This is a genomic window from Pseudomonas sp. SIMBA_068 (assembly GCF_046534705.1).
Classification (GTDB): Bacteria; Pseudomonadota; Gammaproteobacteria; order Pseudomonadales; family Pseudomonadaceae; genus Aquipseudomonas; species Aquipseudomonas putida.
In genome coordinates this window covers 107,570-120,040 of the sequence record NZ_JAWRYI010000015.1, presented here as the reverse complement: position 1 = coordinate 120,040, position 12,471 = coordinate 107,570, and the positions used below count along the sequence as shown (strand labels likewise).

Here is a 12,471-nt window from a genome sequence, read left to right as displayed (position 1 = left end):
GGACTCAGCAGGATTCGAACCTGCGACCGCTCGGTTCGTAGCCGAGTACTCTATCCAGCTGAGCTATGAGTCCGTGTCTTGCCGCGCATTATAGGTCGCTGAAACATTTTTGCAAGAACGTTTTCGTTTAAAAACAACTACTTAGCGTTCCTACCGTTTACAGCGCCCTACGCAAATAATGGCGGTGAAGGGGGGATTCGAACCCCCGATACCCTTATGAGGTATACTCCCTTAGCAGGGGAGCGCCTTCGGCCACTCGGCCACCTCACCGCAACACGAGGCGAATATTAAACAGGATCTTCCTCGCTTGCAACCCTTTTTTTTAAAAAAACTTCAAAAGAATTAAAGGCTTGGCTCCTCGTCCTTCTCTTTCTTGATCCGCAGGTAGATTTCCTCGCGGTGAACAGCCACTTCTTTCGGGGCGCTGACGCCAATACGCACCTGGTTGCCTTTGACGCCAAGCACCGTCACGGTGATCTCGCCGTCTCCAATGATCAGGCTCTCGGCGCACCGACGAGTCAGAATCAACATAGCTTTCTCCTTACGCAAAACATTCAGGGGTAACAGTCTTTGGTATCGGGGCCTGGTCGTGGACGACGACCAGGCCCCGGTTACTCGCCACACATGGCAGGACAGGCCATGCGTGGCGAGCAGAAACGCGAAGGGCGCGGCAAGCCGCGCCCTTCCTGGCAGCGCCTTACTCGCCCTGTCGCACAGGTGCGTCGAGCTCGAACGCGGTGTGCAGCGCGCGCACGGCCAGCTCCAGGTACTTCTCTTCGATCACTACCGAAACCTTGATCTCGGAGGTGGAGATCATCTGGATGTTGATGCTCTCCTTGGCCAGGGCTTCGAACATGCGGCTGGCAACACCGGCGTGCGAACGCATGCCGACGCCAACGATCGAGACCTTGGCGATCTTGGTGTCGCCGATCACTTCACGGGCACCGATTTCGCGGGCAGTGTTTTCCAGCACGTTTTTCGCGCTCTCGTACTCGTTGCGGTGTACGGTGAAGGTGAAGTCGGTGGTGTTATCGTGGGCAACGTTCTGCACGATCATGTCGACTTCGATGTTCGAAGCGCTGATCGGGCCGAGGATCTTGAAGGCCACACCCGGGGTGTCCGGCACGCCGCGAATGGTCAGCTTGGCTTCATCACGGTTGAAGGCGATACCGGAAATGATCGGCTGTTCCATGGATTCCTCTTCATCAATGGTAATGAGGGTACCCGGACCCTCCTTGAAGCTGTGCAGCACGCGCAGCGGTACGTTGTACTTGCCGGCGAACTCCACCGAACGGATCTGCAGCACCTTGGAACCGAGGCTGGCCATTTCCAGCATCTCTTCGAAGGTGATCTTCTCCAGGCGACGGGCCTGTGGCACAACGCGCGGGTCGGTGGTGTAGACGCCATCGACGTCGGTGTAGATCTGGCACTCGTCAGCCTTCAGCGCCGCCGCCAGGGCCACGCCGGTGGTGTCGGAGCCGCCACGGCCCAGGGTGGTGATGCTGCCGTGCTCGTCGACGCCCTGGAAGCCTGCTACCACGACCACGCGGCCTTCCTTCAGGTCGGCACGAATCTTCTGGTCGTCGATCTGCAGGATGCGCGCCTTGTTGTGCGAGCTGTCGGTGAGGATGCGCACCTGGTTGCCGGTGTAGGACACCGCTGGCACACCACGCTTGATCAAGGCCATGGTCAGCAGGGCGATGGTGACCTGCTCACCGGTCGACACGATCACGTCCAGTTCACGCGGAACCGGCTGATCGGTGATCTGCTTGGCCAGGTCGATCAGGCGATTGGTTTCACCGCTCATGGCCGACAGCACAACCACCAGGTCGTCGCCCACTTCACGGTGTTTCTTGACCTTTTCGGCTACCTGCTCGATCCGCTCGATGGAACCGACAGAGGTGCCGCCAAATTTCTGTACGATCAACGCCATTTCAATGGTGCCTCAGCCCATACAGGGCCCCAAAAAACAATCCAACATGAAGAAGCCGGCGACTAGACCGCCGGCCCCTTCATCTCAAAGTCCCTGCTCTGCGAATGGCACGGCCAGCGCCAGGGCCTGGTCCAGTGCAGCGACGTCGACGCCACCACCCTGGGCCATGTCCGGACGGCCACCGCCCTTGCCACCCACCGCCGCAGCGGCTTGTTTCATCAGATCGCCAGCCTTGAGTTGGCTGGAGAGGTCTTTGGTCACGCCGGCCACCAGCACAACCTTGCCCTCATGCTCGCTGCCCAGCAGGATCACTGCGTGGCCGAGCTTGTTCTTCAACTGATCGACCAGGGCCAGCAAGGCCTTGCCGTCCTGCCCATCCAGGCGGGCGGCGAGGACCTTGGCACCCTTGACCTCAACAGCCGCGTTGGAGAGATCGTCCCCGGCGGCGCTGGCGGCTTTGGCCTGCAGCTGTTCCAGCTGCTTCTCCAGCTGGCGGTTGCGCTCGAGCACAGCCGACAGCTTGTCGATCAGGTTGTCGCGGTTACCTTTGACCAGTTGCGCGGCTTCCTTGACCTGCTCTTCGGCAGCGTTCAGGTAGGCCAACGCAGCGGCGCCGGTAACTGCTTCGATACGGCGTACGCCAGAGGCCACGCCGCCTTCGCTGATGATCTTGAACAGGCTGATATCACCGGTGCGCTTGGCGTGGATACCGCCGCACAGCTCTACCGAGAAATCACCACCCATGCTCAGCACACGCACGGTGTCGCCGTACTTCTCGCCGAACAGCGCCATGGCACCTTTGGCCTTGGCGGTTTCGATGTCGGTCAGTTCCGTTGTCACCGGGGTGTTCTTGCGCACTTCGCGGTTGACGATGTCTTCCAGGGCCTTGATCTGCTCTGGCTTCAGCGCCTCGAAGTGGCTGAAGTCGAAACGCAGGCGCTGGCTGTCAACCAGCGAGCCCTTCTGCTGTACGTGTTCGCCCAGCACCTGGCGCAGCGCTTCGTGCAGCAGGTGGGTGGCGGAGTGGTTCAGCGAGGTAGCGTGCTGCACGTCGGCATCGACCTTGGCCTCGACTGGCGAACCGATTACCAGCGCACCGCTGGCGACCACGCCGTGGTGCAGGAAGGCACCGCCAGTCTTGGTGGTGTCGCGCACGTCGAAGCGCGCAGCGCCGGCCTGCAGGAAGCCGGTATCACCCACCTGGCCACCGGATTCGGCGTAGAACGGCGTGCGGTCGAGCACGACCACGCCCTGCTCGCCTTCACCCAACTGGTCGACGGCCTGGCCGTCCTTGTACAGGGCGATGATCTTGCCCTGGCCTTCGGTGGCGTCGTAGCCGAGGAATTCAGTGGCGCTGTCAACCTTGACCACGCTGTTGTAATCCATGCCGAAGGCGCTGGCGGAACGCGCACGCTCACGCTGGGCGTCCATCTCGCGCTCGAAGCCGGCTTCGTCGATGGTCAGCTCGCGCTCACGGGCGATGTCGGCAGTCAGGTCCATCGGGAAGCCGTAGGTGTCATACAGCTTGAACACCACGTCGCCCGGTACCACGTCGCCTTTCAGCTGGGCCAGGTCCTGCTCGAGGATGCGCAGGCCTTGCTCGAGGGTCTTGGCGAACTGCTCTTCTTCAGCCTTCAGCACGCGCTCGATGTGCGCTTGCTGGCTCTTCAGCTCAGGGAAGGCTTCGCCCATTTCGGCGGCCAGTGCGGCAACGATCTGGTAGAAGAAGCTGCCCTTGGCGCCCAGTTTGTTGCCGTGGCGGCAGGCACGACGAATGATGCGACGCAGCACATAGCCACGGCCTTCGTTGGACGGCAGCACACCGTCGGCGATCAGGAAACCGCACGAGCGAATGTGGTCGGCGACCACTTTCAGCGACGCCTGGCCATCATTGCTGCAACCGATGGCCTTGGCCGCAGCTGCCAGCAAGTTCTGGAACAGGTCGATCTCGTAGTTCGAGTGCACGTGCTGCAGCACGGCGCTGACGCGCTCCAGGCCCATACCGGTGTCCACCGACGGCGCTGGTAGCGGGTGCAGCACGCCGTCGGCGGTGCGGTTGAACTGCATGAAGACGTTGTTCCAGATCTCGATGTAGCGGTCGCCGTCTTCTTCTGGCGAGCCGGGTGGGCCGCCCCAGATGTCCGCGCCGTGGTCGTAGAAGATCTCGGTGCACGGGCCGCACGGGCCAGTGTCACCCATGGTCCAGAAGTTGTCGGAGGCGTAAGGGGCGCCTTTGTTGTCGCCGATGCGTACCATGCGCTCGGCCGGCACGCCAATCTCCTTGGTCCAGATGTCGTAGGCTTCGTCGTCAGTGGCGTAGACGGTGACCCAGAGCTTTTCCTTGGGCAGGTTCAGCCATTGTGCCGACGTCAGGAAGGTCCAGGCGAAAGTGATGGCGTCGCGCTTGAAATAGTCGCCGAAGCTGAAGTTGCCCAGCATTTCGAAGAAGGTATGGTGACGCGCGGTGTAACCGACGTTTTCCAGGTCGTTGTGCTTGCCACCGGCGCGCACGCACTTCTGGCTACTGACAGCACGGGTGTAGGCACGCTTCTCCGCGCCGAGGAAGCAGTCCTTGAACTGGTTCATGCCGGCATTGGTGAACAGCAGGGTCGGGTCGTTGTTCGGGATCAACGAACTGGAGGCGACTCGGGTATGTCCCTGCTCTTCGAAGAAGCGAAGGAAGGCTTCACGGATTTCTGCGCTTTTCATAGGTTCTTCCACGGAAACGGCGGCCGTTTGGGCTGATACGTCGAATCGACGAAACGACGGCAAAGGGCGCCATTATATCCAGCCTGAACGGCGGATGCAGTGTGTTTATACGCCCGAAACGGTCAATCGGCACGAAATCGTCATTTCGGACTTCAAAGTGGAGGCTATACGGTTCAGCGCCTCGTCACAACGCCCCCTCCTCGTCCATCTTGCCCCTAGATAAGTACCACTCCTCGCCTGCACAACCCTTTAGCTTTGGCCGCAGCGACAACCACCGCCCCCCATTCACAGCAAGCGAGCCTTCTCATGCACCCCAACCCCGTCTATTTCATTTCTGGCAGGACCAGCGGCTTTCAACAGCAGGCAGACACGTCCATCGATGGCCAAGCCGTTCATCGTTTCTACGAATACCGGGACGACAAGATAGACGTCGTTCTCGAACAGGTATGGTTCGATCAGGGCCAGATCCCGGGCAAGCACCACATGGTGATTCAGAGCCATGCCTCGGCGGTCGATGTCGACATTTCCACCTACGATTGCCACCTCAAAGCCATTGTCGGCAACAAGAGGTTCATCCTCGCGCCTACCCACAGACAAACCCTCATCATCAGAACAGCATCGGGTGAGGCCAACGTCCGCGTGGCGAAGGACGTGAAGACGCCTGTGATCATTCAGGCCGCAAAAGGCCGCGCGCACATCACCACCGGCGGCGGCATCACCGAGGTCTTCACCGGCAGCAGCGATGCACAAATCAACGTGGGTCAGGGGCTGACATTCATCAAGCGCGGCTCGGCAAGCGGCCGTATCGGCGATATCCAGGGAATCGACGGTCATATCCTGGTCGACGACCCCCATGAATCAGTCATTTATGCCCGTAACCAGGCGGGTGACGCCCGCTTCGAGCAACCCCTCTCCGCCCCGCTCGCCGCACTCGCCAACAACACACTCGACATACAAGGCAGCGATACCTTCAAACAGGCCGTTCACAACCACCTGGTGTTTCTTTGCCACACGGATTGCGGCCAGCAACTTCTGACTCAACTGGCGAAACGGTCCTGGATAAGGGTCACCGAAACACAGCTGGCCACCCGTTTCGACGTCTACACATCAGACCCGACCGACAATGACCATTACCTGCGACGAGACAGCAAACTGGAGTGGGTAGCCGGCTTGCCGGCCGAGGGCGGAAACCTGGCACTCAACTTGACGCGCTCGGACAGCGACAATTTGCCGCTGCTCGACTTTTACCGTTGCTTGTGCGAAGCGTACAGCGCCTTCAACGGTACGACGGTACCTGGCCACACCTCAATAAGCACTATCGATCGCAGGCAAATCCAGGTCGACAACGCACACCTGCAAGCAATTGGCCTGCCGAGCGGCCCTCTGTACGATTTCGACAATAACCCCGACACGGCGCCAACCGACACCAACCCATCACCCTTCAACGAAAACGCGCTGCGAATGGAACTGGGCCTGCCAGTACGCACCTACTACTGAGCGAGCCCATGTGGTGCGCCGGGACGCGCGCCACCTCCGCCATCAGCCCAGCCGCTGCCCCGAATCCGGCACAATGAGAATCCCCGCGCGCAAGCCGTTCTTCACCCTGGGGTTGGGGAAGATGATGCGCGCGCCCTCCTCCTCGACCACCCAGCGCGTCTCGGCCAGGTCTTCGGCCAGCAGGTAACCCTTGCTCAACTCGGAAAAGTTCTCGATGTCCGCCGGCAAATGCAGGTGGAAACTGTCGCTGTGCTTGATGATTTCGCGGGCGACGCTGAACAGCTGCAGGCCATCCAGCGAGCCTTCACCCTCTGGCTCGGTGCCTTCGATGATCTGGATCAGGCGCTGCTCCAGCCGGTCGAGGTTGACCTGCTCGTTCTGGCCAAACGGGCGGGCCTTGCCCAGCTCCAGGGTGAAGGCTTCGGCCTCCAGCTGTTCGTAGGTAAAGGCACTGAAAGTGATGGAGGATTTGCTTTGCAGCAGCACCGCCTCCATGCCGGCTGCCGCCAGGCGCGCCAGTTCGCGACGGGAGTGCTTGCGCCCCTCTTTATAGGGGTACAAGGCAAATTGCTCGATCTTCGAACCACGGATGGCGGTATGCAGGTCGTAATGCAGGCGGCTGCGCCCCGGCTTGCTGAAGAACACCCGGGCGAACTGTTCCAGCTCGGCGGCACGCAATGCCTCGAAACCACTGGAAAGCTCATGGCGGCCATTGAACAGCCGGTTGATGTCCTGCTCGATGAAGCGCTCGCCCTTGCGGATAGCCGCCGGGTTGCCGAACAGGAACAGCAGCCGTGCCTTGGGTTTGATCTTGCCGTTGGCCACGCCGTGCAGCAGCCGTTCGAGCAATTCGATCGGCGCCGTTTCGTTGCCATGGATGCCAGCAGACAACAGCAAGTCCAGCCCGCAATCATCGCTTTCGGCGGGGCGCACTTCGAGCGCGCCCTCCCCCAGCCAACGCAAACGCGCGCCCTTGGGTGTCACTTGGGTCTTCTCGGCCGGTTCGTGATCGGTGAGGGTCAGCTCAAGCAATTTGCCAAGGGCGAGCATAGGGGCTTCCTTAGTGGTGGTGGCCGCAGTCAGGGCCATGGACGTGATCGTCGTCTTCGCCAACCTCAGCCGGCTCCATTTCCAGCTGCAGGCTGACCAGGTTGGTGGCCATCGGGCGCAGCAGCAGGTTGGCGTATTCGGTGTCGTCTTCGTCGACGTCCACACCGATCAGCAGCTGGCCACGGCCGTCCTGCTGAATCCACACTTCCTTGCCTTGCCAAACCACGGCAAAGCGGGTGCAGGAGGTTTCCAGCTGGGTGCCGTCTTCATCTTCGAGGATCAGGCGCAGGGCGTCGGTCATTGCAAAGTCTCTCTTCAAGGTTGGCGTTGGAACGGGTATACCGAGCCCAACTTCAGGATCTGGGTCAATTCGTCCAGTGCCGTACGGCATTCCACCAGCAGTTGCGGGTCGGCCAGGTCCGCTTCGCCCAGGCGATCGCGGTAATGCTTGTCGACCCACTGCACCAGGGTGTCGTACAGCGGGGCGGTCATGATAACGCCTTGGTTGACCGCCGCCAGTTCCGATTCCTTCAACGCTACACGCAAACGCAGGCAAGCCGGGCCGCCGCCGTTCTGCATGCTTTGCTTGAGGTCGAATACCTTGACCTCCTTCACCGGGCCACCCTGGCTGGTCAGCTGGCCCAGGTAGGCCCAGACCCGCTCATTGTTGCGGCACTCTTCCGGCACCACCAGCAGCATGGAACCGTCATCGCGGCTGAGCAGCTGGCTGTTGAACAGGTATGAGCGCACGGCATCCTCTACCGCCACCTCTGCCCGCGGTACACAGATGGCCTGGAAGGTGCCACCCTTGCTGGCCAGTTTAGCTCGCAGCTGGCCAAGCACCGCGTCGGTCTCGAGGAAAGCGTCCTCGTGGTAGAACAGCACCTCGCCGTTGCCCACCGAAATCACATCGTTATGGAACACGCCCTGGTCGATCACTGCAGGGTTCTGTTGAGCGTAGACCACCCCGCCATCGCTCAGCCCATGCAGCCGGGCCACGGCCTGCGAGGCTTCCAGGGTTTGCCGGGCCGGGTACTTCTGCGGCGCCGGGTAACGGCTGTCGAAGGCACTGCGGCCATAGACGAAGAACTCCACACCCGCGTCGCCGTAGGCACGGCAGAAACGCGTGTGGTTGGCCGCGCCCTCGTCACCGAACTGTGCCACGGCAGGCAATGCTTCGTGGTGGGCAAAGTGTTTCTCGTTGTTGAACATGGCGCCCAGCACACGGCTGGTGGTCGGGTGCTCAATGCTGCGGTGATACTTGCAGTTCAGGTTGGCGGCGGTGAAATGCACGCGGCCATCTGCAGTGTCGGCACTGGGGCTGACCGTGGCGGCGTTGGCCACCCACATGCTCGACGCCGAGCAGCTGGCCACCAGCAGAGGCATGGCCTCTTTGGCAGCACGCTGGATCACCTCGGCATCGCTGCCGCTAAAGCCCAGGCGGCGCAGCGCGGCCACATCCGGGCGCTCCTGGGGCGCCAACACGCCCTGCTTGAAGCCCATGTCGGCCAGCGCTTTCATTTTCGCCAGGCCCTGGCGCGCGGCTTCGCGCGGGTTGGAACCCTGCTGGCTGTTGCTCTGCGAAGCCACGTTGCCGTAAGACAGGCCGCCATAGTTGTGGGTAGGCCCCACCAGGCCATCAAAATTCACTTCATAGGATTTCATCGGCTAGGCTCCGTGACCTGTTGTTATAGGGTGACGCCCGGCGTCAGGGTCGCCGGCAAGGCAAGGCTGGCGGTCTCCAGCGAAGCCACGGGGTAAGCGCAGTAGTCTGCCGCGTAATAGGCACTGGCCCGATGGTTGCCACTGGCACCCACGCCACCGAACGGCGCACTGCTGGCGGCGCCGGTCAGTTGCTTGTTCCAGTTGACGATACCGGCGCGGCTGCGCAGCCAGAAGTACTGGTAGCGGGCACGCGAGTCGGAGAGCAACCCGGCGGCGAGACCGTACTGGGTGTTGTTGGCTTCATCGATGGCAGCATCGAAATCGGCATAACGGATCACCTGCAGCAGCGGGCCAAAGAACTCTTCGTCCGGGCGCTCGGCCACGGCCGTGACATCGACAATGCCCGGGGTCAGCAACGCGGCACCGGCCTGCGGCTGGGTCATTTCCAGCAGCTTCACGCCACCTTTGGCGGCCAGTTCGGCCTGGGCCGTAATCAGCGCCTGCGCCGCCTGCAGCGAAATGACCGAGCCCATGAACGGCGCCGGCTGCTCATCGAACGCACCCACCGTGATGGTTTTGCACACCTCGACCAGGCGCACGATCAGCGCATCACCCCAGGCGCCTTGGGGCACCAGCAGGCGCCGCGCGCAGGTGCAACGCTGGCCGGCGGAGATGAACGCCGACTGGATGATGGTGTACACCGCAGCGTCCAGGTCCCTCACCTCGTCTACCACGAGCGGGTTGTTGCCGCCCATTTCCAGGGCCAGGATCTTGTCCGGGCGACCGGCGAACTGCTGGTGCAGCAGGTTGCCGGTGCGGCTGGAACCAGTGAAGAACAGGCCATCGATCCCCGGGTTGGCGGCCAGCGCCACACCGGTTTCACGCGCCCCCTGCACCAGATTCAGCACGCCCGCAGGCAGGCCGGCGGCGATCCAGCAGTTGACGGTCAGCTCGGCAACCTTGGGCGTCAGCTCGCTGGGCTTGAACACCACGCAGTTACCCGCCAACAGCGCCGGCACGATATGGCCATTGGGCAGATGACCAGGGAAGTTGTAGGGGCCGAACACCGCCACCACGCCATGGGGCTTGTGCCGCAGCACGGCCGTGGCATCAGCCAGCGGGCCGCTCTTTTCCCCGGTGCGCTCGCGGTAGCTTTGTACCGAGATCGCCACCTTGTTGATCATGCTGGTGACTTCGGTCGCCGATTCCCACAGGGGCTTGCCGGTTTCCTCACCGATGCACTGGGCCAAGGCTTCGGCATGCTTTTTCAGCTGCTCGGCGAACTTCTCCAGCACGTCGATACGCGCTTCGAGGCTCAGTTGCGCCCACGCCGGAAAGGTCTGACGGGCTGCCTGGACGGCGGCGTCCACCTGGCTGGCGTCAGCGCCCTGCCCTTGCCAGATCACAGCCTGGGTCACCGGGTTCAGCGACTGCAGGGCTTCGCCCTGCCCCGCCAGCCAATTGCCTGCGATGTAATGCGTGGTCATTTACTGGGCCTCCCGGCTGGCCGATAGCGGCACGGCACGCACGTTGTCGCCGGCACCCATGCGCAGACGCTTGGCGGTCAACGGGTCGACCACCAAGGTACCGGCGGCCAGCCGCGCAGGCGCGGCAGTGATGCGGCAATCGTCGCGTTTGCGGTTGTGGATGATGTAAGGGGTGGCGTCGTCGCCCGGCGTGCCCACCGCCAGCACCAGCGTCTGGCTCTCGCGCACCGCGCGGATCTTGGCGGTATCACACTCGATGGCCGGGCCTGCGTCGAAGATGTCGACATAGCCCTGGTAGTTGAAGCCTTCCTGCTTGAGCATGGCCAGCGCCGGCTCGGTGTCGACGTGCACGCGGCCGATCACGTCGCGCGCCGCCTCGGACAGGAAGCAGGTGTACAGGGGGAACTTGGGCATCAGCTCGGCGATGAACGACTTGTTGCCAACACCGGTCAGGTAGTCCGCCTGGCTGAACTCCATCTTGAAGAAATGCCGGCCAAGGCTTTCCCAGAAAGGCGAACGCCCCTGCTCGTCGGACATGCCGCGCATTTCGGCAATGATCTTCTTGCCAAACAGCTCCGGGAACTCGGCAATGAACAGCATCCGCGCACGCGACAGCAGGCGGCCATTGAGCCCGGAGCGGTGATCGCTGCGCAGGAACAGCGAGCACAGCTCGGAATTGCCGGTCAGGTCGTTGGCAAGGAACAGGGTGGGGATTTCGCGATAGATCTTAAGCTCCTGCGAAGCACTGACGGTAAGGCCGACCCGATAGTTGTACCAAGGCTCGCGCAGGCCGACGGCACCGGCGATGGCACTGATGCCGACCACCAGTCCTTCGTCGTTTTCCAGCACGAACAGGTAATCGGTGTCGCCACGCTCGGCTTCGCCACGGAAGCTCTTTTCCGCCCAGCCAACGCGATGCCCCAGGCGTTCTTCGTTGGCCGGCAGCGTGGTCAGCCCGGTGGTGCCGGTGCTGCGTGCCAATTCGATCAACGCAGGCAAATCGCTGCTGCGTACAGGACGAACGATCATGCTATCTCCTTGTGCGGCGGCGTCGGCCGGCGCAAAACTCTTCTAACGCATCAATCCCGAAACGTCTGTTACCAGACCTCAGACCGCGACCAGGCGCACGCTGCCACCCTCGCCCACACCCAGCGCATCAGCCGCAGCCAGGCTCAGGCACACCGGTTTGCCGGGCACCCAATCCAGGTCCAGCAGCACCGCGCGGTAGTCCTGCAACTGGCCATTGCACACCAGGTACGGGCGCCCGCCCTTGCCTGGGGCGTCCTCGATTTTCACCGGCGCCGAGCGGCTCTGGGCAATCGAGCGAATGCCTGAGGTGCGCGCATGCAGGGTCGGGCCGCCGTCGAAGATGTCGATGTAGTGCTCGGTTTCGAAGCCTTCGCGCATGAGGATGTCGAAGGTGATCTGCGCGCGGGGGTGCACCTGGCCCATGGCTTCCTGCGCCTCATCGGGCAGCAGCGGCACGTAGATCGGGTAGTGCGGCATCAGTTCGGCGAGGAAGGTTCGGCTCTTCAGGCCACACAGGCGCTCGGCGTCGGAGTAGTTGAGGTCGAAGAAATTGCGGCCGATGGCATCCCAGAACGGCGATTCGCCGTTCTCGTCGCTGTAGCCGACGATTTCGGTCACTACCGAGTCGGCGAAACGCTCCGGGTGCGCGGCCATGAACAGCAGGCGACCGCGCGAATTGAGCTCGGCCCAGCCGCTGTTCACCAGCTCCGGCAATACATAGAAGCTGGTCAGCAGGCTGTTGCCGGTCAGGTCATGACACAACGACAGCACGTGGATCTTGTTGTGGATCTTCAGCTCGCGCGAGGCGTGCACGAAGGTCTCGTTACGAAAACTATAGAAAGGCTCGGAATACCCAGCCGAAGCGACAATGGCCGAGCAGCCTGCCAGCTTGCCAGTCTCGCTGTCTTCGAGCACAAAGAAATAGCTTTCCTCGCCGTTGAAGCTGACCTCGGCGGCGAAGGAAGTCTCGGAAGCGGCGATCTTGTCGCCCAGGCGAGCAGCGTCGTCCGGCAGCGAGGTGACACCAATGGGGCTGTCTGCAGCCATGCGCTGCACTTCGTTCAGATCAGCCATTTGCGCGGGGCGCATCACCAGCATGGT

The 12,471-nt window shown here is 62.1% G+C and carries 10 protein-coding genes and 2 tRNA genes; 1 reads left to right on the top strand and 11 read right to left on the bottom strand.

Annotation, left to right across the window (positions count from 1 at the left end; translation table 11 throughout):
- From SB756_RS26475 to alaS, 5 genes are all read right to left on the bottom strand, one after another.
- Nucleotides 1-73 (bottom strand) — tRNA-Arg (locus SB756_RS26475).
- Between the two features lie 106 nt (nt 74-179).
- Nucleotides 180-270: transfer RNA gene (locus tag SB756_RS26470), tRNA-Ser, on the bottom strand.
- Nucleotides 271-342: 72 nt separating this feature from the next.
- Nucleotides 343-531, bottom strand: a complete 189-nt coding sequence (csrA, locus tag SB756_RS26465) for a carbon storage regulator CsrA (protein WP_003254503.1) — start codon at nt 529-531, stop codon at nt 343-345.
- 166 nt (nt 532-697) lie between these two features.
- Nucleotides 698-1,933 (bottom strand): aspartate kinase, encoded by a 1,236-nt coding sequence (locus SB756_RS26460; protein WP_410912526.1) that lies wholly within the window; start codon nt 1,931-1,933, stop codon nt 698-700.
- A gap of 84 nt (nt 1,934-2,017) precedes the next feature.
- The gene (alaS, locus tag SB756_RS26455; protein WP_016498498.1) at nt 2,018-4,642 is read right to left on the bottom strand and encodes an alanine--tRNA ligase; all 2,625 of its coding nucleotides are present in this window, start codon (nt 4,640-4,642) and stop codon (nt 2,018-2,020) included.
- A gap of 306 nt (nt 4,643-4,948) precedes the next feature.
- Here alaS and SB756_RS26450 point away from each other — a divergent pair, with 306 nt between their 5' ends.
- Nucleotides 4,949-6,139, top strand: a complete 1,191-nt coding sequence (locus SB756_RS26450; protein WP_410912524.1) for a M91 family zinc metallopeptidase — start codon at nt 4,949-4,951, stop codon at nt 6,137-6,139.
- Nucleotides 6,140-6,181: 42 nt separating this feature from the next.
- On the opposite strand, the gene astE is transcribed toward SB756_RS26450, so the two are convergent.
- The 6 genes from astE to aruF all read right to left on the bottom strand — a co-directional run bounded on the left by astE (nt 6,182) and on the right by aruF (nt 12,468).
- Nucleotides 6,182-7,189 (bottom strand): succinylglutamate desuccinylase, encoded by a 1,008-nt coding sequence (gene astE / locus SB756_RS26445; protein ID WP_063423047.1) that lies wholly within the window; start codon nt 7,187-7,189, stop codon nt 6,182-6,184.
- Between the two features lie 10 nt (nt 7,190-7,199).
- Nucleotides 7,200-7,490 carry a hypothetical protein gene (locus tag SB756_RS26440; protein WP_016488488.1) on the bottom strand — a complete coding sequence of 97 codons (291 nt, stop codon included), beginning with the start codon at nt 7,488-7,490 and terminating at the stop codon, nt 7,200-7,202.
- A gap of 14 nt (nt 7,491-7,504) precedes the next feature.
- Nucleotides 7,505-8,854 carry an N-succinylarginine dihydrolase gene (gene astB / locus SB756_RS26435; protein WP_410912522.1) on the bottom strand — a complete coding sequence of 450 codons (1,350 nt, stop codon included), beginning with the start codon at nt 8,852-8,854 and terminating at the stop codon, nt 7,505-7,507.
- A gap of 23 nt (nt 8,855-8,877) precedes the next feature.
- Nucleotides 8,878-10,341 (bottom strand): succinylglutamate-semialdehyde dehydrogenase, encoded by a 1,464-nt coding sequence (gene astD / locus SB756_RS26430; protein ID WP_410912520.1) that lies wholly within the window; start codon nt 10,339-10,341, stop codon nt 8,878-8,880.
- On the bottom strand, nt 10,342-11,370 hold the full coding sequence (gene astA / locus SB756_RS26425) for an arginine N-succinyltransferase (protein WP_016498492.1): 1,029 nt from the start codon (nt 11,368-11,370) through the stop codon (nt 10,342-10,344).
- A gap of 78 nt (nt 11,371-11,448) precedes the next feature.
- Complete coding sequence (aruF, locus tag SB756_RS26420; protein WP_016488492.1) at nt 11,449-12,468, bottom strand: arginine/ornithine succinyltransferase subunit alpha; 1,020 nt, start codon at nt 12,466-12,468, stop codon at nt 11,449-11,451.
- Nucleotides 12,469-12,471 lie beyond the last annotated feature (3 nt).

Coding starts and splice junctions, on each gene's coding strand:
- alaS (WP_016498498.1), bottom strand. CDS start 4,642: ATGAAAAGCGCAGAAATCCGTGAAGCCTTCCTTCGCTTCTTCGAAGAG.
- SB756_RS26440 (WP_016488488.1), bottom strand. CDS start 7,490: ATGACCGACGCCCTGCGCCTGATCCTCGAAGATGAAGACGGCACCCAG.
- csrA (WP_003254503.1), bottom strand. CDS start 531: ATGTTGATTCTGACTCGTCGGTGCGCCGAGAGCCTGATCATTGGAGAC.
- astA (WP_016498492.1), bottom strand. CDS start 11,370: ATGATCGTTCGTCCTGTACGCAGCAGCGATTTGCCTGCGTTGATCGAA.
- SB756_RS26460 (WP_410912526.1), bottom strand. CDS start 1,933: ATGGCGTTGATCGTACAGAAATTTGGCGGCACCTCTGTCGGTTCCATC.
- astB (WP_410912522.1), bottom strand. CDS start 8,854: ATGAAATCCTATGAAGTGAATTTTGATGGCCTGGTGGGGCCTACCCAC.
- astD (WP_410912520.1), bottom strand. CDS start 10,341: ATGACCACGCATTACATCGCAGGCAATTGGCTGGCGGGGCAGGGCGAA.
- aruF (WP_016488492.1), bottom strand. CDS start 12,468: ATGCTGGTGATGCGCCCCGCGCAAATGGCTGATCTGAACGAAGTGCAG.
- SB756_RS26450 (WP_410912524.1), top strand. CDS start 4,949: ATGCACCCCAACCCCGTCTATTTCATTTCTGGCAGGACCAGCGGCTTT.
- astE (WP_063423047.1), bottom strand. CDS start 7,189: ATGCTCGCCCTTGGCAAATTGCTTGAGCTGACCCTCACCGATCACGAA.